At 70.8% G+C, this 22,870-nt stretch carries 16 protein-coding genes and 2 pseudogenes (1 of these 18 cut by a window edge); 9 read left to right on the top strand and 9 right to left on the bottom strand.

Annotation, left to right across the window (positions count from 1 at the left end; genetic code table 11):
- The first annotated feature begins 176 nt into the window (after positions 1–176).
- Both ACFPZI_RS21645 and ACFPZI_RS21640 read left to right on the top strand, forming a co-directional pair.
- Positions 177–503 carry an SCO4225 family membrane protein gene (locus ACFPZI_RS21645; protein ID WP_381365401.1) on the top strand — a complete coding sequence of 109 codons (327 nt, stop codon included), beginning with the start codon at positions 177–179 and terminating at the stop codon, positions 501–503.
- A gap of 210 nt (positions 504–713) precedes the next feature.
- A pseudogene (locus tag ACFPZI_RS21640) lies at positions 714–833 on the top strand (DUF4287 domain-containing protein); the annotation flags it as partial.
- Between the two features lie 960 nt (positions 834–1,793).
- On the opposite strand, the gene ACFPZI_RS21635 reads toward ACFPZI_RS21640, so the two are convergent.
- From ACFPZI_RS21635 to ACFPZI_RS21625, 3 genes are all read right to left on the bottom strand, one after another.
- Complete coding sequence (locus ACFPZI_RS21635; RefSeq protein ID WP_381365443.1) at positions 1,794–1,961, bottom strand: DUF397 domain-containing protein; 168 nt, start codon at positions 1,959–1,961, stop codon at positions 1,794–1,796.
- A 30-nt stretch (positions 1,962–1,991) separates the two neighbouring features.
- A complete protein-coding gene (locus ACFPZI_RS21630; protein WP_381365398.1) occupies positions 1,992–2,837 on the bottom strand; it encodes a helix-turn-helix domain-containing protein in 846 nt (281 codons plus the stop codon).
- Positions 2,838–3,104: 267 nt separating this feature from the next.
- Positions 3,105–3,245: a hypothetical protein gene (locus ACFPZI_RS21625; RefSeq protein ID WP_381365396.1), complete on the bottom strand. Its 141-nt coding sequence runs from the start codon at positions 3,243–3,245 to the stop codon at positions 3,105–3,107.
- A 621-nt stretch (positions 3,246–3,866) separates the two neighbouring features.
- On the opposite strand from ACFPZI_RS21625, the gene ACFPZI_RS21620 reads away from it, so the two are divergent.
- The 5 genes from ACFPZI_RS21620 to ACFPZI_RS21600 all read left to right on the top strand — a co-directional run bounded on the left by ACFPZI_RS21620 (position 3,867) and on the right by ACFPZI_RS21600 (position 9,494).
- Positions 3,867–4,679: a M23 family metallopeptidase gene (locus tag ACFPZI_RS21620; protein ID WP_381365393.1), complete on the top strand. Its 813-nt coding sequence runs from the start codon at positions 3,867–3,869 to the stop codon at positions 4,677–4,679.
- A gap of 275 nt (positions 4,680–4,954) precedes the next feature.
- The gene (locus ACFPZI_RS21615) at positions 4,955–5,290 is read left to right on the top strand and encodes a hypothetical protein (protein WP_381365390.1); all 336 of its coding nucleotides are present in this window, start codon (positions 4,955–4,957) and stop codon (positions 5,288–5,290) included.
- Positions 5,291–5,614: 324 nt separating this feature from the next.
- Positions 5,615–7,891, top strand: coding sequence for a choline BCCT transporter BetT (gene betT, locus ACFPZI_RS21610; protein ID WP_381365387.1), 2,277 nt, complete (start codon positions 5,615–5,617; stop codon positions 7,889–7,891).
- A gap of 256 nt (positions 7,892–8,147) precedes the next feature.
- Complete coding sequence (locus ACFPZI_RS21605) at positions 8,148–9,083, top strand: alcohol dehydrogenase catalytic domain-containing protein (RefSeq protein WP_381365383.1); 936 nt, start codon at positions 8,148–8,150, stop codon at positions 9,081–9,083.
- A gap of 48 nt (positions 9,084–9,131) precedes the next feature.
- Complete coding sequence (locus ACFPZI_RS21600; RefSeq protein WP_381365380.1) at positions 9,132–9,494, top strand: ATP-binding protein; 363 nt, start codon at positions 9,132–9,134, stop codon at positions 9,492–9,494.
- 19 nt (positions 9,495–9,513) lie between these two features.
- Here the strand turns inward: ACFPZI_RS21600 and ACFPZI_RS21595 are convergent, their stop codons facing one another.
- From ACFPZI_RS21595 to ACFPZI_RS21570, 6 genes are all read right to left on the bottom strand, one after another.
- Complete coding sequence (locus ACFPZI_RS21595; protein ID WP_381365378.1) at positions 9,514–10,353, bottom strand: transposase family protein; 840 nt, start codon at positions 10,351–10,353, stop codon at positions 9,514–9,516.
- A gap of 61 nt (positions 10,354–10,414) precedes the next feature.
- Entirely contained in the window at positions 10,415–10,870 is a 456-nt protein-coding gene (locus tag ACFPZI_RS21590; protein ID WP_381365440.1) for a hypothetical protein, read from the bottom strand.
- Positions 10,871–11,181: 311 nt separating this feature from the next.
- Entirely contained in the window at positions 11,182–11,595 is a 414-nt protein-coding gene (locus ACFPZI_RS21585) for a pyridoxamine 5'-phosphate oxidase family protein (protein WP_381365376.1), read from the bottom strand.
- Positions 11,596–12,180: 585 nt separating this feature from the next.
- A complete protein-coding gene (locus ACFPZI_RS21580) occupies positions 12,181–12,342 on the bottom strand; it encodes a hypothetical protein (protein WP_381365373.1) in 162 nt (53 codons plus the stop codon).
- 373 nt (positions 12,343–12,715) lie between these two features.
- On the bottom strand, positions 12,716–13,225 hold the full coding sequence (locus ACFPZI_RS21575) for a DinB family protein (protein WP_381365371.1): 510 nt from the start codon (positions 13,223–13,225) through the stop codon (positions 12,716–12,718).
- A gap of 172 nt (positions 13,226–13,397) precedes the next feature.
- Positions 13,398–15,203: a CHAT domain-containing protein gene (locus ACFPZI_RS21570; RefSeq protein ID WP_381365368.1), complete on the bottom strand. Its 1,806-nt coding sequence runs from the start codon at positions 15,201–15,203 to the stop codon at positions 13,398–13,400.
- Positions 15,204–15,520: 317 nt separating this feature from the next.
- Between ACFPZI_RS21570 and ACFPZI_RS21565 the strand changes: the two genes are divergently transcribed.
- Complete coding sequence (locus tag ACFPZI_RS21565) at positions 15,521–16,024, top strand: hypothetical protein (RefSeq protein ID WP_381365365.1); 504 nt, start codon at positions 15,521–15,523, stop codon at positions 16,022–16,024.
- 324 nt (positions 16,025–16,348) lie between these two features.
- Positions 16,349–22,870 (top strand): annotated as a pseudogene (locus tag ACFPZI_RS21560) (DEAD/DEAH box helicase); it runs 497 nt beyond the window's last position.

The raw sequence follows: 22,870 nt of genomic DNA, 5'->3' as shown, positions 1-22,870 counted from the left end.
TTCAGCGGTCCTTGCCCGCCGTACACGCCGTACCCGGGTGAGCGGGCGCGTCCGATTCTCCACCGCACACGATCCCAGGGGGATTTCCCATGTCCGAGCGCATTATTCCCGCCTCGCCCGCCCGAACCCGCCCGGCACCCGTCTCTGACCGCTCGACCCGTTCCAGGAGTGCACCCATGACCGGTACCGTCGTGGACTCCCGCCCGTCCCTCCTGCGCCGGCTGCGCGACCGCGTCGGCCTCGTCGCGCTCGCCTACCTCGTGCTCTGCGCGGCCGTGCTCGTGTGGGCGGTGGTGACGATCGCGACCGACGACTCCGGCGAGGCGATGGCGCTCATCTTCCCGCTCCTCGTCACGGCCCCCGGCAGCCTCGTCGTCTTTGTACTGCCGGAACACGGCTCGATGTTCTTCGCCTCGCTCGTCCTCGGGGCCGCGGTCAACGCCGCGATCATCAGCTGGTGCACCAGCGTCCTGCGCCGGGGGCGCCCGGACCCGGAGTCCTGATGCCGCTCCCGGGTGCGAGGGCGGGCGGTCGCCCGACCGGAGGAGGGGGGAGCGGGTGCCACGCGTCACTCCGAGCGGGTGATCACTCAGGGCCCTTCCCGCGGTCCTGACAGCCAGACGGCTCGTCCGGGGTGACCTCCCCGGTGTCCACGGCGGGCCGGCGACCTGCGGCACCAGACCGTGTCGTCCGGGGAGAGGAACGCAGCCGACATGACCGGATCCGTGAAAGGCCCCGTCGGCTGCTTCCCGTCCATCGAGAAGAAGTAGGGCCGTCCGATCGAGGAATGGAAGGAACTCATCCGTTCCTCGCCGCTGACGCGGCACGTGGAACGTCGCCTGCGGGTTCGAAGAACCTCAAGCCGTAGTGAGTGCGGGCCTGGAAGAAGAGGGACGAAGCGAACCGTTCTGATGGTGCTCCGATCCACGCTGCAGAACTGGTGCTCGCCTTCCGTGACGGACACCAAGCACCACTTGGGTGACATGCTGCGGGGAGGGTCGCGCAGGTCCACCTGGATCAGCAGGCCGGTCCGGCCTCGCCGGCGGGCCCTGCGGATGAGGTAGCGAGAGCGCCACTTCAACCGGCCGTCGAAGACCCTGTCCACCTGCACCACAACGTCTCCCACGCTTCCCCCGTCTGCTAGCCGGTCAGGCCACCGATCGCCCAGGCCGGCACGGACGTGCTGGAACCAGAAGCGCCCCGACCGACAGCGTGACCCGACAGAACCCTGCCGGGAACAGCGGTGCCGAGCCCGCTGGAGTGTCGACTCGTGAAGGGGGCGAACGAGTTCGTGGTGCTCAAGCAGCACATCGCCGGTTCGCAACCCCCGCTGGGGCCTGTCCCTTTTACTTCACGTCGATCGGGCCATGTGCGAGGGTAGCGGTCATGCCGCGTCTTGGTCACCACCTCCGATCCTTCAGGTTCACGTTCGGGTTTGCACCGACGTGCTTCACGGCATGCCGGGAGACAGGTGACCCGGCTCTGGAGCACGCCTTGGCGGATAAGGCGACCTTCTGCGGCATCCCTCTGCGTCAGGTGACGCTCTACCGGGGTCTGTTCGTCGCGAAGAGGTCCGGAAGGTGCTCGGACTGCCGGGCGCAGGCAGTCGACGCCGCGACCAGGCCCTGAGTCAGACATCCCCTGGCAAGTGGGCGACCTCAGCTTTCCGTGGTCGCGTCCAGATCAAGGCGGCTGCGAGGTGGAGTGCGCTCTCGTAGGCGAGGGCGAACTTGTCCGCCGGAGCCCACCAGCTCGACCGGCCATGAGACGGCCGGCTCACGACGGCAACAAGCTCACATCGCCCCAAGCAACGCCGACCACGCCGCCGGACCGACCCTCAGCACAGGGCCATTCTCCACCGCCTGCTTCGAGTCCCGCACATGAACGGCACCGGCAGCGACAGCGACCTCCACGCACTCGCCACCCTCGCCACTGCTGTAGGTGCTCTTGCGCCAGCTCAGTTCACTGTTCGCCTTAGTCGTCCACGGCGTTCATCTCTCTCCCAGTAGCTTCTCGATCAGCTGCAACGACTCACGCGGCGTCAACGCCTGTGCCCGGAGGATGCCGTACTGCTCTTCGTGCTCACGCACCGAACTCCGCTCGTGGAGCAGGCGGCTCTCCTTCTGCACCTCCACATAGGCGATCCTCTGGCCTTTGACCGTCTCGATCAAGGTGAACGGCCCTGCCAACGCAGCATGTTCGCTGACCTCGGTCGGCATGATCTGCATCTCGACGTTCCGGCTCTGCCCTCGAAGGCAGATGTTCTCCAACTGCCCGCGCCAGACGTCCCATCCGCCGATCGGCCGCCGCAGTACCGACTCCTCGATCACGAAGCTGATCGTCGGCAGAGGCTTCCGATCGAAGACCTCCTGCCGTGCAAGGCGGGCCGCCAGGCGCTCGGAGATGATCGTCTCGTCCAAGAGGGGGCGTCGCGCATCGAACACCGCCCGCGCATACTCGCTCGTCTGCAACAGCCCCGGCACAGCCTGATTGGCGTACACATGCAGCTCAACCGCTTCCCCCTCCAGCTTCGCCGCATCCCGGAAGAACGCCGGGTACCGCGCCCGCGCCACCTCCTCCTTCATCACCGTCAGCAGGCCGCCGGCCTCCAGCACCGCGTCCGCCCGGTCGATGAACTCCGGCTTCGGGATGCGCCGCCCCAACTCCACCGAGGCGACCATGTCCTCGCCGTAACTGAGCTTCGCACCCAACTCCGCCCGCGTCAGCCCCCGGCTCGTCCGCAGCAGCCGCAACTGCTGCCCGAAGCACCGCAGGATGCCCGCCTCGCTCTCACCGTGAGTCGTAGTCACCGGTGACCTCACCTCACCCGCCCGCACAGTGGCGCCCGCTCCTCGTCCCGCCGCAGGCACCACACCTGGCCGTCACTCACAGCTCACTCTGGGGCCGTCGGTGAACAAACAGCTCGTTGGTACCGCTCTGAACTGCGGTGGTACGGCTGGGAAGCATCTACTTGTTCACCGACGGCCCCTCTAATGACACGCAGCGTGCCTTTCGCACCACTTGGGCCCGCTTCCCCCGTACCGCGTACGAGCGCCCGCCCTCCCCACGTACAGCACCCGCCTGTACACACGCACCCGCGCGGCTCACCACCACTCCACGGACACCGTGAAGGGCGGCTGGGAGGCGTCGTACTCCTTGTTGGAATCGTTCTCCTTGGTGACGCTCGGCTCGATCATGAGGTAGGCCAGCAGCGCCCCGCCCAGGGCTCCCAGGACAGCGCTCACCGCCGCTACCCACAACCACAGCCTTCTTTTGCGCGGGGAGGCTCCGGCAGGCACTCCGAGCACTTCGGGAAGGACCGTCCGGAGACCGTCGTCGGCCCCGCCCCCCGCACCGGAGGACCCCGGCGGCCGGGGCGGCACGTCAGGGGGTCTCGGCGGCGGGGGGCGGCACGAGGACGGGCGGTGAGGTCCCGTCCGGGGCTCCGCTCTGCCCAGCCGTCTCCGGAATGGTGCTTCCCGTGGTGTTCCCGGCAGCGTTCGGCCGGGGTTCCGGTGTCCCGCCCGATGGCGCGGTCGCCGTCATGCCGTCCCCTCACGACGTGATCCGTGGTTCCCGCTCGGCATCCGGACACGGCGCCCGTGCAGAACCAGGCCGTACCCGGCGTGAACCGTTCCTCCAGGTCCACCATAGGGACAAGGACCGCGTCCGTCCCGCGAGTTGACACCAGGCGGGCGACGCCTCCCGGCCACGCACCACAGGGACCGGTGGGACCGGTGGCATCGGCGCGCTCCGGTGGAAATCCTCCCGAGAACACTGTCGTGGACGCATCAATCTGCGGCATTCTGGGCCCGTCCGTGTAGCGGACATCAATCTTCCACGCACTTCGTAGTTCGGAGACAGCATTGCGCTCGATACGCATTGCCCTGCTGGGCCTCGTGGCCCTCGTGGGCGGCCTGCTCGCGGCGACGCCCGCGCAGGCCGCGCCCCTCTTCAAAGCCCCCTTCTCCTGTGGCCAGAAATGGACGTACAGTCACCACTCGGCCGAGGTCCGGGAGGCGCTGGACTTCGTCCGCAGTAACGGCGGCACCACCAACGGCTCGCCTGTGCTCGCCTCGGCCTCCGGAACCGCCACCCGGCACTACCAGGCGAGCGGCGCCGGCAACTACATCAAGATCGACCACGGCGGCGGCTGGCAGACGTACTACTTCCACCTGAACGCCTTCTCCGTCGCCAGTGGCGCGTATGTCGGCCAGGGACAGCAGATCGGCACCACCGGCAGCACCGGCAACAGCTCCGGCGCGCACATCCACTACGAGCAGCTTTACAACGGCGTCGGCCAGAAGATCAAGATCAACGGAACCTCGCTCGCCTACCCCGGCTCGTACGGCAGCCACCACCTGACCAGCGACAACGGTTGTGGCAGCAGCAAGTACTGGGTCGACACCTTCGCCAACGCCACGGGCTACGCGCAGCCGAACACCAACGACCCGCAGGGTGTGCTGAACGCGGGTACCAACTACGTGTACTGCAAGGTGTGGGGCCAGGAGATCCGCGGCGCGAACGGCACCTACAACCACTGGTGGCTGAAGACGGACCTCGACACCACCTACGCGGGCAAGAACGGGCGTGGAGCGTACATCTCCGCGTACTACCTGTCACGCTGGGGCAACGACGAAGCGCGTGACAACAACGGAACCGTGATCCCGAACTGCTGACGCGTCATCACCGAATGTGCCGGGCCCGGCCGCTCCCCTCGTGAGCGACCGGGCCCGGCGCGCGTCGCCCCACATACGTACAGCACACTCCCGTACAGGCGTCGCTGCTGGTGGCGGGCCCCACGCAGCCACCACGCTGGCTCCATGCACATCTCGCCCTCCCCGCTCCCTCCCTCTCGGCCCACGGACGTCACCGAGTTCGCCCTGTCCTTCACCTCCACCCCGCGAGGCGCCCCGGCAAGGCGCGGGCCAAAGCCCGCCTGGAGCGGGCTGAGTTGCTCGGCTTCGTCGTCCACGAGGACCTGGACGGCTACACCGACACCCACTACGACCGGATCCGCAAGACGCTGACCGACGAGTTCGCGCGCCAGTCCCCGGGGTCCCGGACGGCGCTCGCGCTCGCCGCATGGGAGAGCGAGGGCTGGCTGCTGCTCTTCCCGGACGCCTTCCCCCATGTCCGTCCGCGCTGGAAGGTCCCCGCCCACCTGCTCGACAGGGACACCGGCCGCCTCGAGGACGCCAAGGAGGGGCTGAAGCGGGGCTCGGCTCGCCGGTCTTCCGGGAGAGCGACGGCCCCGCGGTCGCCCGCGAGGCGCTGGAGCACCGGCTGATCCCCTCCCCGCGCGGCAGCAACCGACTGGTACGACCAGACCCGGCTCCACGGTGAGATGGGGCACATCCCGCCCGCCGAACACGAAGCCGCCGACCACTACCTGAGCACCGCGAAAGCCCAGGTCACAACCAACATCCGAGATCTCCACCGGCCCCGGAGCGGGTCACGGAGATCGTTTCGTTAGGAGTACTAACATGGCTGGGTGGGCCCCACGACAGGGTGCCCACTGTGCACGGCCTCCCCCATCCCTTCGGATCGAGGCCGCGGACGTCTGCCCACGCCGGCGCCCGCCCGAACTCGTCTCCGACAGGAGGAGGACCGTATGACCGAAGCCGCAGACACGCCCCGCCCCAGCAGCGAGCCGCCGAAGGCCCCGATCGAACGCCGCCACCTCGGCGGCACCGAACGGCGGCGCCACGGCCAGGAGGCCGAGAACCGTCCTCCCGTCTCCAGCCAGGAGCTCAGCAAGGCCCCCGCGGAACTCATCGAGGAACCCGGCCCCAAGGTCAACTGGCGCGTCTTCATCATCTCCTCGGCCGTCATCGTCGCCTTCTCCCTCTGGGCCATGCTCGTGCCCGGGCACGCCGCCGGCACCATGCGGGCCATGGTGGCCTGGATCGCGGAGAACCTCGGCTGGTTCTACGTCCTGACCATCACCGTGGTGATCGTGTTCGTCCTCTGGGTCGCGCTGTCCAAGGAGGGTTCCGTCCGGCTCGGCCCCGACCACTCCCGGCCGCAGTACAAGCTCTTCACCTGGGTGGCCATGCTGTTCGCCGCCGGCGTGGGCATCGACATGCTCTTCTACTCCGTCACCGGGCCCATCACCCAGTACATGGCTCCGCCGACGGGCGAGGGCCAGACGGGCGCGGCCGCCCAGGACGCCGTGGTCTGGACCATGTTCCACTACGGCGTGGCCGGCTGGGCCATGTACTCGCTGCTCGGCATGGCCATGGGCTACTTCGCCTACCGCTGGGGCATGCCGCTGTCCATCCGGGCCGCCCTGTACCCCCTGCTCGGCAAGCGCGTCCGCGGCGGGATCGGCGACACCATCGACATCGTCACCCTGGTCGGCACCGTCTTCGGCGTCGCCACCTCCATGGGCATCGGCGTCGTGCTGCTGAACGTCGGCTTCTCCCTGCTGTTCGGCCTCCCGGAGGGCCTGGCCCTGCAGATCGCGCTGGTGGTCGTGGCCGTGATCATGACCATCGCCGCCTGCACCTCGGGCATGGACAAGGGGATCCGGCTGCTCTCCGAGCTGAACCTCTGGAGTGCAGCGGCCATGCTGCTCTACATCCTGGTGACCGGAGAGTCGGCGTTCCTGCTCAACGCGCTGGTGGAGAACATCGGCCGTTTCGTCTTCTCGCTGCCGGACCGGACCCTGCAGACCTTCGCCTACCAGGAGGGGGGCTCCGAGTGGATGTCCAGCTGGACCCTGTTCTTCTGGGCGTTCTGGCTGGCCTGGGGCCCGTTCGTGGGCCTGTTCCTCGCCCGCATCTCCCGCGGCCGCACCCTGCGCGAATTCGTCATCGCCGCCATCACCGCCCCGGTGCTCTGCGACTTCCTGATCGTGAGCATCTTCGGCAACAGCGCCATGCACCAGGTCCTGAACGGGAACACGGAGTTCGCCCAACAGGCCACGGACAGCCCGGAGAAGGGCTGGTTCGCGCTGCTGGAGCTGTTCCCCGGCGCCGCCTTCCTGATCGGCCTCGGCACGCTGTCCGGATTGCTGTTCTACCTCACCAGCGCCAACTCCGGCGCCATGGTGATGTCCAACTTCTCCTCCTCGATCCCCAAACCGTCGCAGGACGGGGCGAAGTGGCTGCGCATCTTCTGGGCAGTGCTCACCGCGGTGCTGACCATCGCGATGCTGGTGGCCGGCGGGGTCACCACCATGGAGTACGCGACGCTCATCTTCGCCCTGCCGGTGACGGTCATCGCCTGGCTGGTGATGGCCTCCTTCTCCAAGGCCCTGCGCATGGAGCGGGCCGAGCGCGAGGGCCGGGTCCTGCGCCGGCAGTCGACGGCGGCACACGGCGGCCACGTGCCCGAGCGCACCTGGCGCCAGCGGCTGGAGCGGATGCGCTCCTACCCCTCGAAGAAGCAGGTGGCCCAGTTCATGGAGCGCACCGTGCAGCCGGCGCTGGCCGACGTGGTCCGCGAATTCGAGAAGCAGGGCTACCAGGCCACGCTGGACCTGGCCCCGAACGAGCACACCGGCATCTCCGGCCACGCGCTGGTGGTCGTGATCCCCGAGCACCGCAACTTCCACTACCAGGTGCAGGCCGTCGAGGCCCCGGTCCCGATGTTCGGCGGACGCATGTCCCGCCAGACGGACGTCTACTACCGGGTGGAGGTGTTCACCCAGACCGGCTCCGAGGGCTACGACCTCATGGGCCTGTCCCCCCAGCAGGTGATCGACGACGTCCTGGACCGCTACGAGGCGCACCTGGGCTTCCTCACCTACTCCACCCAGCACGACTACGCCTCGGTGCTCACGCCGCCGGTCGTGACCACCACAGGCGCCATCTCGGTGGTGGAGCCCGCGGAGCCGCAGGACGACGCCGGTGCGGACACAGCGGACAGCAGACTGAAGGCGTAGGCGCCGCTCCACCGGACGGCCGGTGCCCGCACCACCCGCTTCGCAGCCCCACGGCCGCCGCCAGGCCTCGTAGCGACCCCGCCCTCCCGGAGCCGGCGGCAAAGCCGGCCGGGCACGGCAAGGCCCCCGCGCCGATTCTCGGTGCCGGGGGCCCGTCTTTCGTGCGCCTGGCGCCGGGCCGTTCGACTTTCGACCGAAAACGTTTAAACTTTAACTAGCACCCGGTTGCGGGTGCTCACCACAGGAGGGAGCCGACATGCGGGCATGGCAGTTCAACGAGGTCAACGAACCGTTCACGCTGGTCGAGCGCGAGGATCCGAAGCCGGGCGCCGACGAGATCGTCATCGACGTCAAGGCTTCCGGCCTGTGCCACAGCGACGTGAGCTTTGTCGACGGCACCCTGACTCCCCTGCTGGGCCACAAGCCGATCATCCTGGGCCACGAGACCGCCGGCGTCATCAGCGCCGTTGGTCCGGACGTCAGTGAATTCGCCGTCGGCGACCGCGTGGGAATCCCGGCCGTCACCGAGGGCCCCGGAACCGCGGTCGACGGTGGATTCGCCGAGAAGGTCGTCGTCAAGGCGAACCTCGTCGTACGCGTGCCCGAGGAGGTGGACTTCTCGCAGGCCGCTCCGGCGATGGACGCCGCGCGCACGGCCTACCGCGCACTCGTGACGTTCGGCCATGTCGAGGCCGGGCAGAAGGTGGGCGTCATCGGATTCGGCGGACTCGGCTCGCTCGGTGCGCAGATCGCCAGGGAACTGGGCGCCACCGTCTACGTGGCCGAGGTCAACGAGAAGGTCTGGGACGCGGTCAACGAGCTCGGAGTCGGCGGCGTGTCCAAGGACATCCGCGATTTCGCGGACAAGGGTCTTGACGTGATCATCGACTTCGCCGGCTTCGGCACCACTACCGCTTCAGCTGTGGACGCCATCAAGCATGGCGGTCGGATCGTGCAGATCGGGCTGGCCCGCGAGGAAGCGACCATCTCCATGCAGCAGGTCACCCTCAAGGAGATCACCATCGTCGGCGCCTCGAACGGCGAGAAGTCCGAGGCCGAGGAAGTGCTCAAGCTCATGGCCGGCGGCAACATCGCCTCGAAGATCGTGCCGATTACGTTCGAGCAGATCCCGGAGTACGTCGACAAGCTCGCCAAGGGCGAGGTCGCCGGACGGGCTGTGGCGATTCTCTGAGCTGAGAGAAGCGCCGACCGTCGCAAGCCGCCGTATGCCTCCGCTCAGGTGCACGATGTCGGGCACCGCCTGGACTCCTGGGGCCACCCCTACGACAGCGACGTCAACGAGACGCTGACCCTCATCACCGCAGAACTGTGCGCCAACGCCATACAGCACGGACGGGTCCCCGTCCGGGACTTCCACGTCAGGCTCACCACCGAGGCAAGCCACGAGCGGCTGCGCCTGGAGGTCTCCGACACCCGCGCGGAACGCCGCCCCGCCGTCACCGCCCCCACGGACCCCGACGCGGAGTCCGAGTCCGGCCGCGGCAGACTCCGTGCACTGAGCGGTGTGCATCGTGAAACCTGCAGGTCAGGTGGACTGGTGTGCGTGGGGTTCGAGATGCTCGTGCTAGTCGTGGGCGGATGACTTCGGTGAAGATCGTCGGTCACCGGGAGACTTCGCGGTTCGTCAGGACCAGCAGGGCCCGGACCAGGGCGGTCGCCCATTTCGGGTCGGTGCGGACCTTGCCGAGCACGCGCCAGTTCTTCAGGTGGGCGAAGCCGTGCTCGACCGTGGCCCGGACGGCTGCCAGTGCCTTGTTGGACAGCTTCTGCCCTCGGGTCAGGGGCCGGTTCCGGGCGGCCTTGTAGCCGGTGATCACCGTCGGGTCGGCGTCGGGATCGCTGTCGTCGAGCCCGACGAAGCCCAGGTCGGCGATTGCGCCGAGCCCGGCCGCGCGGAGATGGGCGGTGAGTTTGTCGTGCCGGCAGGCGGTGATCTCCGAGGCGCGTCCGGGCCGGGCCGCCGAGACCCACAGCAGTCGACCCTTGTCGTCGGTGAGCGCGATCACGAGCAGGCCATGGCATTTGGTCTTGCCCGAGTAATTCTTGCGGTTCTCGGCCCCGGTGCGCCGCCGGGTGCGGATCAAGGAACCGTCCAGCAGGACCACCCCGCCACCCTTTCGGGCGATCTTCTTCAGGGCCCGCTGTAGGCGCGGAGCGCGGGCGGCCAGCAGGCCGACGACCTCCCGCACCCACCGGGTCACGGTGGTGCGGTGCACCCCGTTCCCGCCGGCCAGGTCGCCCGGCCGCTGGTCACAGCGCAGCACCGCCAGCACGATGCCCGCGATCTTCCCCGCGGGCAGCGCCCGCCACCGCGAGCCGATCTTCCTCAGGTGGCCGCGTATCAGGTCGGCGAGATAGTTCAGGGTGGCGCTCGACAGCGGCAGGCGGGCGGTGTGGACAAGGCCGTCAGGGCCCTCGGCGAGAGGGTTGTTTTTCTTCACACCAAACTCAACTGCCGCCGGGGGCCCGCCGGTTACACCCCTGCGCACCGGCCTGGCGCGGTTACAAGCGTGCGGTGAACCGCCCGTCGGGCCGTTTGTGCAGCCAGCCGCAGTCGGCGAGCTTGGCCATCTTCGCCCGCAGCGGCTCCAGCTTCCCGCGCAACCCCACCTCAAGCCCCAGCTCCTCACCCACCGCCCTGACCTGCACCGGGCCGCCGACGGCCCGCACGATCGACAGGATCTTGCGGTAGTCGGCGGGCAGGCCGCCCTCGTCGGGCGTCTCGCTGCGGTGCGGGATCAGCAGGACCGCCCGTCCCGCCACCCGGGCGGGCGTCGGGGTGACGGCCGAGGCGGCCTCCTCCGCGGCCCGGTCCTGCTCGGCCAGCCGGTACAGGACCCGCTCGGCGATCACCAGTTCCTCCCGCCCGGCCTGGACTTCCTGCAGCTGCTTGGCCAACTCCGCGGCAAGCAGGTCCAGTTCACTTCGGCGAGCGATGATCCGCTCCAGCTCCCGCATCCCCACGCCCTCCCCGCACCTTCGCGGCGTACCGGCCCGGTGACGGATCGTGAAAGCGTCACGGCAACCGGCGCAGCAGAACCCGACAATCCCTCCGACCGACGTGCCGGACGATCTTCACCGTGGACACCCGCCGCCGACCAGCGCGAGTACCCCGTTCGCCCTTCACACCAGAGCCGTGACCTGCAAACTTCACGGTGCACACCGCTCAGTGACGGCGATGGCCGGTCGGCAGCGTCCTGCCCTGCCACGCGCGGCGGGCCGTCGGCCGGGGTTGCGCCCGACAGGGCGAGCGTCACCGACGAGGCACGTCACCAACCGGGCGGCCGCACTGTGCCCATCACACGGGTCACGGTGATCTCGATGACCACGCGCTCGGGGTTGGGGCGGGGCGGCCGGTAGCGCTCGGCGTAGCGCCGTTCGGCCTCGGCGACGGACTCCGGATCGTCCTTGACCAGCGCGGTGCCTTCGAGGGTGCACCAGCGGCGCCCCTCGACCTGGCTGACCGCGACCGTCGCGCCGGGTCCGGCCGCCCGGACGTTGCGGACCTTCTTGCTGCCGACGCTGCTGATGACGCGTGCGATGCCGGCCTCGGGATCGAAGGTGACGCCCACGGGGACGAGATGCGGACTGCCGTCCGGGCGGTGGGTGGCCAGGAAACAGATCCGTCGTTCCTGCCAGAAACGGTCCTCCTCCGCCCCGGGCGGAGGTACGTCGGTTGTCATGGTGGTCCTTCGTCGAGCCAGTAGCGCGCCAATTCTCCCCCAGCCCTGCAGCCTCCGAGCACCGGGTCTCTCCGGTCAGACAAGAGGGGAGGACCAAGAGGGCAGAAAAGGTACGGCAACCTTCCATAACCACGGCGGCCACCGAGTGATCGAGATCGTGTCCTGTCCGTGTACAAGTGAACATCAGCTCGTACGCCGACAACCCCCGCCGCAGCACGCACGCGTTGCCGCCTTCAACGATCTCACCGCGCGCCGCGAACAGTTGGAAGCGCAGCACAAGGCCAGGGTCAGCGGCATCGCCTACGAGCTGCGGACCCCGCTGACTCGGCACAGTCGCATGATGTCCGGTTCGTGATCATGCGAGTCTCGGGAGAGCGATCGGGCGTCGTATGCCGCGGACGTGGTGCAAGGCCTCGTCCGTCGGGCCGTCTGTGCAGCCGGCCACGATCGGCGAGCTTGGCCATCTTCGCCCGCAGCGGCTCCAGCTTCCCGCGCAACCCCACCTCAAGCCCCAGCTCCTCACCCACCGCCCTGACCTGCACCGGACCATCGGCGGCCCGCACGATCTGAAGGATCCGGCGGTAGTCACCGGGTAGCGCGCTCGTCAAGATCATCGCCGCGGTGCGGGACCAGCAGCACCGCACGCCCCGCCACCTGCGCTTTCACCGGAGCCACCGCGACGGCAGCCTCCGCCTCGATTCGGCCCTGTTCGGCAAGACGGTGCAGCACCCGCTCGGCGATCACCAACTCCTCCCGCTCCGTCTGGACCTCCTGAAGCCGCTTGCCCAGCTCCTCGGCCAGCGCGTCCAGCTCGCTCCGGCGAGCCGTGACCCGGGAACCGCCCCAGCCGCCCAGTCAGACGATCTTCACCGTGGACACCGGCCGCCGACCAGCGCGGGCACGACAAGACGCACGCACACCAGCCCACCTGACCTGCAGGTTTCACGATGCACACCACTCATTGTGGCGAATCCTTCAGCAGATCGTCGGTCTTCACATAGAGCGCGACGGCGAGGTGGTCCAACTCTGTGTTCACGCACTGACGTTGGACTACCTTCTCCCAGCCGCGCGGGCGATTTTCTGGACTGGATCAGCATGTGGAGATCGGTGTCCTGCGGACTCAGGCGCCCACGGTCCCGTCGACACCCTCACGCAGAAAATCCGCGTGCCCGTTGTGGCGGCCGTACTCCAGGAGGACGTGCACCATCACCATCCGCAGCGACACCTCCTCGCTCCATCGTGGCTGATACCCGGCCTGGTCCAGGGACTCTGCCTCCCGCTCGATACGGCGCGAGTTCTCCACCTCGGCCTCCCAGGCTACGAACGCCTCGTCCCTGGTCGCCGCGCTCGCGTCGTACGCCGCCTGGAAGTCGATCTTGTCGGACCAGACCATGGGTGCGTCGTGGTCCTCGAACACTCGACGGAACCAAGCACGCTCCACCTCCGCCAGGTGCCGCACCAGACCGAGCAGCGAAAGCGTGGACGGTGGCATCGACTGCTGCCGCAGCTCCTCGTCGGTGAGCCCTTCGCACTTCATGGCGAGGGTCGCGCGGTGGTAGTCGAGGAAAGCCCGCAGCATGTCGCGTTCGCTTCCGAACCTGGGCGGTCCTATGCGGTTGTCGCCGGTCACTGGCAGTGCTCCTCATCCGTACCTGCATTCAGGGCCAGTATCTACTCCCGTCGACTGTCCCAGACGAGGGCCGTCAGCCGGACCTGATTGTTCCCACGGAGGTCGCCGATCGCAGGAATCAGCAAGGCTCATCGGTCACCCGCAGCCGCAACTACCCCTTGGAATCGATCATCTAGGGACCCGCGTGCACCTGGCAGGCCCACAGGCTCGGGGTCTGCGGATACGTGTCGCGCAGGGTGCGTACGGCCCTGTGCAGGGCCTCGGCCGTGCGGGCGACGTCGAGTGTGCCGTCGCCCGTGTTCAGGGCTTCGTACACACTGAGCGCGACCTCGGCCCCGATCACGTCGTCGACGTGCCACAGCGAGCCGATCACATGGGGGAAGCCCGCCATCTGGAAGGCGCTGACGATGTGGACGGCCTCGTCGGCGAGTTCGGGGCTGGTGCCCAGGGTGTCGCAGGCGGAGAGGTAGGCGAGCCGGACCGACGGCAGCCGGAGCCGGGCCAGGTCGCGGACGGTCAGCGGGCGTTCGGTGTGGTCGTGCAGGACGAGCCGGCTGCCGGATGGCCGCTCCAGGTCGCCCAGGGCGTGGCAGGCGAAATGCGCGTAGGCGTGGCGGTGCAGGGCGGAGACGACCGCGGAGTGGGTGGCGGAGGTGTCCGCCAGCAGTGCGGCACCGGGGAGCAGGCGGGCCAGGTTCTCGGCTTCGCGGCGGGCGCCCGGGAGTGGGGCTCGTCCGGTGGCCTGCGCGACGCTTACGACGAGGGTTCCGGTGCCCGCCGGGCGGGCGACGCGCCGGCGGGCGTGGTGCAGGGCCCACAGTGTCGGCGTGTACGAGGAGACCACCCGGTCCAGGGCGCCGGGGGCACCGCCGGTGGGGGCTGCCGCGTGCAGGGGCAGCGTGCCCAGCAGGCCGCCAGGCGACCACCACACGCGGGTTGCCGCGGGGAGACGGTCGAGGACCGGGCCGGTGACCGCCTGCCACAGCCAGGCGAGGGTTTCCCGTACGTCCTGCTGGGCGCGCTGCGACTGCTTGCGAGAGGTTCCGGGCGTCTCGATGCGGAGCAACGCGTCCTGGAAGGTCTGCCGGCGCGTTGCCGTCGTCCGCGGGTCGAGGCCCGGGAGCGGTACGGCGTCGATGGAGTGCTCGGTGACGACCAGGGCGTCGCTGCCGTACGGGGAGACGTTCACCAGGACCACCGGGCCCGCCGCGGCCGTCGCGCGCAGCTCGCGTTCGTCCCAGTTCCGCACCGGACGCAGCAGGCCCAGTTCGGGGTGCTCGGCGCGGATCCGGTCGGTGAGGTCCCGCCACTCCGCCGCCAGTCGCTGCCGGAGATCGGCGCGGGCGTCGGGGCCGGGCGATCCTTCTTCCAGGAACTCCCGGCTGCCGGTCGCCGTGTCGAGGGCATCCCGGAACTCCTCGAAGCGGGCGGCGAGGTCCGGGGCGGTCTCCCGCAGCCGGGTCAGATCGCTGTCGGCGTCAAAGGCGTGGGAGAGGATCACTCCCCTGGCCTGTTCGAGCAGACCGACCGCGAGCCCGGGCCGACCGCAGCGGACCGCGCAGGCAGCGGCGACGGCGCCCAGTCCGCTGGTACGGCTCAGCACGAACTCTTGGTCGCCGCGGTCGAGATGGCGGGGTGCCACGGAGTGCAGCAGATCGACTGCCACCACGTAGCCTTCCAACGCGCGATCCCATAGACCGAGTTCCGCCCAGACGTCACCCCAGGCCCGGGCGGCGTCCAGCCGCCCGGAGGGTGCGAACTGCTTCTCCAGGGCCGCTTCCTGGAACACTTCGGCCGCCGCGACCAGATCGGCTCGACGGCGACGCCGGTGCGAGCCCATGCCGCGCAGGAGATTGCCGAGTCCGCTCAGGCGATGCACGCGCATGGGGTGGCCGGGCGGAGTGGCCTCGACCGCCCGGCGGTACAGGGCGACCGCCTCACCCCGGGTGGCCGGCGACAGCAGGGCGCGCGGGCTCATCCCTGGGCCACCGCCACTGGCACGACGTCGACCGGCTGCGCACCACCCTGGACGACCTCGCCGCCCGCCCCGCCCTGGACCGCACCGGCACCGCCGCGCTCCTGGTCGCCCTCGTCCTGCTCACCGCGACCGCGGCCTCACTCGCCGCGCAGTTCCTCGGCAGCGCGATCGAGCGGTACTGGCTGCGCTTCGGCCGGGACCCGCTCTCGCGCGCCAGGACCGCACGCCGTGCCCGCCAGTGGCGGGAAAGGGACACGAAGCTCAGCGAAGCCATCGGCCATGCCCACCAGACAAGCGCCGGACCCAACGGTGCGGTGATGATCCCGAGCAGCACACTGGCGCGGATCCAGGCCCTCACCGAGGCCCGCGACCGTATCGCGCTGCGCGAACCGGCCCGCCCCACCTGGTACGGCGACCGCATGCAGGCAACGGCCCACCGCGTCGAGGCCGCCTACGGAGTGGACCTCGCCGCCCTCTGGCCGCGGCTGTGGCTGATCCTCCCCGAACCTGCCGTACGCCAGATCCAGTCGGCCCACGACTCCTTCAGTGCCGCCGCCCGCCTCGCCGCCTGGGCCGTCGGCTACGCCCTGCTCGCCTGCTGGTGGTGGCCGGCCGCACTGGCCGCCGTCGGCTGCGCGGCCGTCGCCCGGTCGCGCGCTCGCACCGCCTTGGACGCACTCGCGGGCCTCATCGAGGCCGCCGTCGACGTTCACGGCCGCGAGCTGGCCACTCGGGTCGGCCTGATCTCGCCGGAGGCGCCGGGACTGCTGGCCCATGACACGGGGGACGGGATGTCGGCGGTGTTCAGGAAGGCCGAGTGACGGCCAGGTACGTACGGGTGGCTCGGGCGTTGTACAGCGCGAGCACGGTCGCTGCCAGGCCGCAAACCTCGCGCTTTCCCGAGGCCGGTGCCCGGCGGCGGGCCCGGAAAGGGCAGTCGGCGGGCAGGCGCCTTCGGCCATGGGCATCGCCGGCACCCGCGTCCCGCCGTGCCGGGCGACCGGATCGGTCCGGGATTCGACCAGGTGGGTGTCGTTGTCCGAGGTGGCCGTTATGTTGGGGGCTGATCGTCACGGTGCCGATGCCCGGCTGTCGCGGTGGTGCGTACCGGCGGTCGTGGTAACCGTCCTGCCCGAAAGGTCCTCGTGAAGCCCACCCTGGCGGCCGCGCAGCTCCGCGGCAGTCTGACGCAGTACCTCACGACGACGTACGCGCTGGCCGACGAGGACACGCGGCTCGCGCTGGAGCGGTTCCTCGGGGATCCGGAGACGGGCATCTTCCGGGGGCCGTACCTGCGGATCAGGACGCCGTTCCACCCCGCCGACGACGGGTGGCGGTCGGCGCTGGAGTGGCAGCCGTCGTTCACGCCGTGGCGGCACCAGGCGAAGGCGTGGGAGCGGCTGAGCACGTACAAGGGAGCGGCCGAGCCTACGCTCGTGACGACCGGCACCGGGTCGGGCAAGACCGAGTCGTTCCTGATCCCCGTACTGGACCACTGCCGGCGGCAGAAGGCGCTGGGCAGGCGCGGGGTGAAGGCCGTGCTGCTGTACCCGATGAACGCGCTCGCCACCGACCAGGCCGGCCGCATCGGCGACTACCTGGCGCAGCCGGAACTGGCCAGGTGACGGCCGGTCTCTACATCGGCGACAAGCCGGACACGGACTTCCGGCGGGTGATGACGCGGCGCGAGGAGATGCGCCAGTCACCGCCGGACGTGCTGATCACCAACTACAAGATGCTGGACCTGCTGCTGCAGCGGGCCGAGGACCGGCCGCTGTGGGAGGGGGCCGACCCGGCGTACGTGGTGCTGGACGAGTTCCACACCTACGACGGCGCCCAGGGCACCGATGTGGCGATGCTGCTGCGGCGGCTGGCGTCCGCCGTGGGCGCCTCCAAGCCGGAGCGGCCGCTCGGGTCGATCTGCCCGGTGGCGACCTCGGCGACCCTCGGTGAGGGCGGCGGCGACACCGGCGGCATCCTCACGGTCGCCGAGCAGGTGTTCGGTGTGCCGTTCGGTGCGGACGCGGTGATCGGCGAGGAGCGGCTGAGCGCCGACGACTTCGTCGGCGACATCGACTACGAACTGCCCGAACCTCCCGGCCCCAAGGACGTCATCGAGGTCTCCGGCGGGCCGGGCGTGGAGTCCGACCCGGACCGGCTCGACCTGGACGGACTCGCCGAGCGGCTGCTGGGGCGGCGCGGCCTGGACGCCTTCCGGATCGGACGGCTGCTGAAGAAGCACGACTTCACCCACGGCGTGCTCGCGCTGCTGAACGGCGAGCCGCTCGACGAGTGGGGACTGCGGGACCGCATGGCCCGCTTCGGGTACGCGTGGGCGCGCACCGCGCGGGAGAACCCGCGGCTCGCGCTGGAGGCGCTGTCGCGGTTCGTGGCGCTGCTGTCGTCCGCGCGGGACCCGGAGTCCGACGCGCGCCGGCCGCGTCCGCTGCTGCACATCGAGGCGCACCTGTGGGTCCGTCCGGTGGGCCGGGTGCTGAGCGGGGTGGGCGGCCGGCCGGAGTTCCGCTGGTACGAGGACGAGCGGACCGTCGCGCGGCGCTCCGCGCTCACCGCGGCGTCCGCTTCCGAGGACCTGGCCGAGAGCGACGACTGGCCGACGGCGGACTCGCGGCGGCCGCAGGCGCTGCCGGGTTCGGACACCGTGCAGCGGCCGGCCCAGGCCCATCTGCCCGCGATCTACTGCCGTGTGTGCGGCCGTTCGGGCTGGGCGGCCCTGTCCCCGGAGGCCGACCCGCAGAAACTGGAGGCCAGTCCGACGAAGATCTGGCAGGCCGCCGTCGGACGGGACAAGCGGCGGCTGCGGTACTTCATCGCGGCGACCCCGGCCGAGGCGCGGGACGCCCTCGCGGCGCTCACCGGCACCGCGCCCCAGCAGGCGGGCGGCGTCGATCCGCACTCCGTCGTGGTGCTGGACGGGACGCAGAGCACCTACCGCATGCCCGTCGCCGAGGACGCGGAGGGACTGCAGGACGCCTGGTTCGCGCGGGCCGTCCTGGACAAGAAGACCGCTGACCGGGCCGCCAAGGACGACACCTGCCCCGCGTGCGACGCGGACAACGGCATCAGGTTCCTCGGCACCGCGCTCGCCGCCCTGGCCTCCGCCACGGTCACCCAGCTGTTCACCGGCGGCCAGGAGATCGCGCTGGCACCGGAGGAGCGCAAGACGCTGCTGTTCAACGACTCCACGCAGGACGCGGCGCACCGGGCCGGATACGTCGCCAACGCCTCGTACAAGTTCTCCCTGCGCTCGCTGCTGGCCCACCGGTTGGACGACACCGGTGCGCCGCTCCCGCTCAACGACCTGATCGGTGACGTCCTGGACTCCGTGGACGACCCGCGGGCACTGGCCGCCGTCGTGCCGCCGGACCTGCACGACGAACCGGGCGTGGACCGGCTCCTGTCGGGGCGCGGCACCGGGGACGCGCGGACCTGGAAACTCATCGGGGAGCGGCTGGCGTTCGCGACCGTCATGGAGTTCGGGCTGCGCTCACGTCTCGGGCGCACCCTGGAGCTGACCCGGACCACGGCCGCGGAGGTGGTGGTCGCCGACCCGGACCGGATCGTGGCGCTCGCCCGCGACCTGCACCTCGCGCTGCCGGGGCAGCTGGGGCTGGACGGCGGTCTGCCCACGCCCGAGCGGTACCTGGCGTACGTGCGGGGGCTGCTGGAGCGGCTGCGGCTGCGCGGCGGGGTGCGGCACCGGTGGCTGGAGACCTGGATCAAGGAAGCGGGTGTCAACCAGTACCTGATCTCCGGACAGCGGCCGGAGGGCATGCCCGCCTTCCCCGAGGGGTACGTGGCGCCGCCGAGGTTCCTGCTCGACGGCCCGAAGGAGAAGTCGAAGTTCGACACGATCACCGGCCGCGGCACCTGGTACCAGGACTGGACTCGGCGCTGCCTGGGCCTGGAGGCGGCGCAGGCGACCGACTACCTGCGCAGGCTGCTGCCCGTCCTCGCCGACGAGGGCGTGCTGTCGGTGCGCACCGCCAAGGACCGCACGACCCGCGTCTACGGGCTGCAGCCGGGCCACATCCACGTACGGCTCCTGACGGACGACCTGGTCAACAAGGCGTTCGTGTCCTGCGAGGAGTGCGGTTGGCAGCAGGTGGTGGTGCCCGAGCGGCGCACCCGCTGGTACGGGCACCCCTGCCCGCGCTGGCGCTGCGCCGGCCTCCTCACCGCACCGCAGTACGGCGTGTCGTCGACGGGGGCGGGCAGCGGCGGCTTCGGCGGGAAACTGGAGCGCGACTACCGGGCCGACTACTACCGCCGCCTGTACCTGACCGGCGGCACCTACCGGGTCGTCACCGCCGAGCACACCGGCATGCTGACCCGGCCCGAACGGGAGCGCGTGGAGCGCACGTTCCGGCAGGGCACCCACTACACCGACCCGAACGTGCTGTCCTGCACGCCCACCCTGGAACTGGGCATCGACATCGGCGACCTGTCGGCGGTGCTGCTCGGCTCGCTGCCGGGCGGCCCGGCGAACTACGTGCAGCGTGCCGGGCGGGCCGGGCGACAGACCGGCAACGCCCTGGTGGTCGCCTTCGGCGGGCGCCGGGCCCGCGACCGGTACTACCTGGACGACCCGACCGAGATGATCGCCGGTGACATCGTGCCGCCGGGCTGCTACCTGTCGGCCGTCGAGATCCTGCGCCGCCAGTACACGGCGCACCTGCTGGACCGGGCGGCGCGCGGCGGGCTGACCACCGGGGACGGCGAGCCGCTCATGCCGGTGCCGCGCCTGTCGTCGGCGCTGTTCGGCACGACCGGCTGGTGCCAGGACCTGTCGGAGGCGGCCCTCACCCACGGGGCGCGGCTGGTGGAGGAGTTCCTGGCGCTGTTCCCGCAGCCGCCCGGCGGCCCGGACGAAAACCGGGCGGACGACGACCGGGCGGGCGACCACCGGGCGGGCGACCACCGGGAAGACGACGACCGGGGGGTGTCCGCGCACGCGGCGGGCGAGCTGCGCGCCCACGCCACCGGCGGCATCGCGCGCACGCTGGCCGAGGCCGAGGAGGAGTGGACGGCGCGCCGCAAGGAGCTGCGCCGCCGTATCGCCGCCATCGACACCGCCGTGGACGGGCTGCTCGCCGAGGACCGCGAACAGGGCGCGGAGCGGCGCGAGCTGCTCGCGGAACGGCGCGCCACCGGCGAGCTGCTGCGCCAGCTGAGCCAGACCAGCGCCCACGGCGCCCTCGTCGAACTGGGATTGCTGCCCAACTACAGCCTCACCGACACGACGACGTCGCTGGAGGCCACGCTCTACTGGAAGGAGGCGGCGGCCGGGGACGACGAGGACGCGAAGACCGCGACGGAGGCCCCGGAGGGCGACGACGAGCGCCGGGAGTGGGTGTACCGCAGCGAGATGCGCGACTACGAGCGCTCCCGGAAACTGGCCCTGACCGAACTCGCGCCCGGCAACAGCTTCTACGTCAACGGCTACCGGCACGTCGTGCGCGCCCTGGACATCGGCAGCCCCGAGCGGCGTGCCTGGGCGGTGTGGCGCCTGTGCCCGGCCTGCGGATACGCGCGCACGCACGGCGATCCGGAGAGCGACACCTCGCCGTGCCCGCGGTGCGGTTCGCGGGAGATCGCCGACGCGGGGTGCGTGCACCGCGTACTGGAGCCCCGGCGGGTGCTGTCCCGGGACAAGCGGGACGACGCCCGGGTGCGGGACGACCGTGACGAGCGGGACCGCAGGCGGTACGCGGTGCTCACCACCGTCGACGTCGACCCGGCGCACCTGGCGGCCGGATCGTGGCGGCACGACAGCGCCGTCTTCGGCGCCGACTTCACCCGCAGGGCCGTCGTCCGCACCCTGAACCTGGGGATCGACCGGCAGGACGGCAGCAGCACGGTCCCGCTGGCCGGGGACGACGTACGCCTCAACCCGTTCTACGTGTGCACGAGTTGCGGCGGCGCCACGGCCGACGGACGGCCGGTCGCCGACCAGCCGCAGCACGCGCTCACCGCGTCGCTCGCCCGCTCCACCCGGGCCAGCGCCCACCACCAGCTGTGGTGCCCACGCCGACGGCTGCGCGGCAGCGGGGAGGCGCAGGGTACCGGGTCGGACGTGCCGCTGCTGCTGGCGCACGAGCTGACCACGGAGGCCGTCCGCATCCTGCTGCCGGCGTCCGTGGCGCGGGCCAAGGAGCGGCTCGCCTCGTTCACCGCCGCGCTGTTCGCGGGGATAGCGGCCCGCTACGGCGGCGACCCCGACCACATCGACATCACCGCCGCGTCCATGCCCGACGGCGAGGACCGCGACTGGCCGCGCCGGTTCCTCGTGGTGTACGACCGGCTGCCCGGCGGCACCGGGTACCTGCACCGGCTGGCGACCTCCGACGGCTTCCGCGAGGTCCTGCTGAAGGCCCGTGAGGTGATCGAGAGCTGCGGCTGCCTGGAGAAGGGGCTCGACGGCTGCCACCGCTGCCTGCTGCGCCGCGTCCCGCCGGCCGACTACGACAAGGTCAGCCGCAACGAGGTCCGGCAGATGCTCGACGAGCTGCTCGGGGCGGACGGCGAGCGCTGGCGCACCTCGGCCGTCGCCACCACCCAGCACATCCCGATGCACCAGCAGGCCGAGAGCGATCTCGAGGTCCTGTTCATCGACACGCTGCGCGAGTGGGCCAAACTTCCGGAGAGCCGTGCGAGCGGTGACGCCTACATCACGCCGGCCGGCACCCACGCGCTGGACCTGCGGCTGACCGCGGCCGACGGCACCACGCTGAGCTGGCGGGTTTCCCAGCAGCGCGTCCTCGACGGCACCCGCCCCGACGTCCTCTTCGAACGGGTCGACGCACCCGGCCCGCGCGTGGCGGTCTACCTGGACGGCTACGAGTTCCACGCCGGCCGTGCCCACAACCGCGCCGGTGACGACGCCGACAAGCGCACCCGGCTGCGGGCGGAGGGGCTCAGGGTCTTCCAGCTCACCTACGGCGACGTGACGGGGTGGCAGCGCCACGTCCGGGACACCGGTTACGCGGGCGCGGGACCGGCCGACCCGGTGTGGGAGCCGTACGACGACCGGGCTCGCGGCAGGGCCCGCGGCTACTACGCCACGGTGTGGGGCGCCCTGCCCGGTGAGCTCGCGGAGACGGTGTGGGTCAATCCGGCCGTCCAGCTCATGGAGTACCTGCGCCGACCGGACGCGAAGCGCTGGCAGTGGCGGGCGGAGGCCGCCCTGGCGGGCTTCATGGGCACCGGGGCCCGCCCCGTCGCGCTGCCGCCGGACGTGCTCGGCGAGCAGATCACGGCGGCGCTGCGCGGAGGAACGCCCACCGGGCCGCGCGGCCCGGTGCAGCTGTTCACGGCCACCGACCGGTCGGGGCTGCCGCTGGTGTTCGCCGCGGACGGCCGCGCGAAGCCCCCCGCGTGGACCGGCATCGCCCTCCTCGACGACGCGCCGGGCGTCCATGCCCGGGAGGAGGCGCACAAGCGCCGCTGGCGGGCCTGGCTTTACTGGTCCAACCTGCTGCAGTTCCTGGACACCGGCGGCGGTGACGCCGTCCAGCTCACGACCGGCCGCCTCGACGGGTTCCCCGTCGAGACCCTGGCGGTCACGGGCGGCAGCGGTGTCCTGGAGCGTGTCCGCGTCACGCTCGCCGCCACCGCGCCCGTCCAGGGCACGCCCGCGGTGGCCG

Origin of the sequence: Streptomyces chlorus (assembly GCF_042655885.1) — a bacterium.
GTDB classification, from domain to species: domain Bacteria; phylum Actinomycetota; class Actinomycetes; order Streptomycetales; family Streptomycetaceae; genus Streptomyces; species Streptomyces chlorus.
The sequence above is the reverse complement of the archived record's forward strand: the minus strand, read 5'-3'. Positions and strand labels throughout refer to the sequence as shown.

Bases quoted from the DNA above. Each gene is read 5' to 3' on its own strand.
- ACFPZI_RS21590 (WP_381365440.1), bottom strand. From the start codon at position 10,870: ATGCGGGAGCTGGAGCGGATCATCGCTCGCCGAAGTGAACTGGACCTG.
- ACFPZI_RS21605 (WP_381365383.1), top strand. From the start codon at position 8,148: ATGCGGGCATGGCAGTTCAACGAGGTCAACGAACCGTTCACGCTGGTC.
- ACFPZI_RS21645 (WP_381365401.1), top strand. From the start codon at position 177: ATGACCGGTACCGTCGTGGACTCCCGCCCGTCCCTCCTGCGCCGGCTG.
- betT (WP_381365387.1), top strand. From the start codon at position 5,615: ATGACCGAAGCCGCAGACACGCCCCGCCCCAGCAGCGAGCCGCCGAAG.
- ACFPZI_RS21570 (WP_381365368.1), bottom strand. From the start codon at position 15,203: ATGAGCCCGCGCGCCCTGCTGTCGCCGGCCACCCGGGGTGAGGCGGTC.
- ACFPZI_RS21585 (WP_381365376.1), bottom strand. From the start codon at position 11,595: ATGACAACCGACGTACCTCCGCCCGGGGCGGAGGAGGACCGTTTCTGG.
- ACFPZI_RS21565 (WP_381365365.1), top strand. From the start codon at position 15,521: ATGATCCCGAGCAGCACACTGGCGCGGATCCAGGCCCTCACCGAGGCC.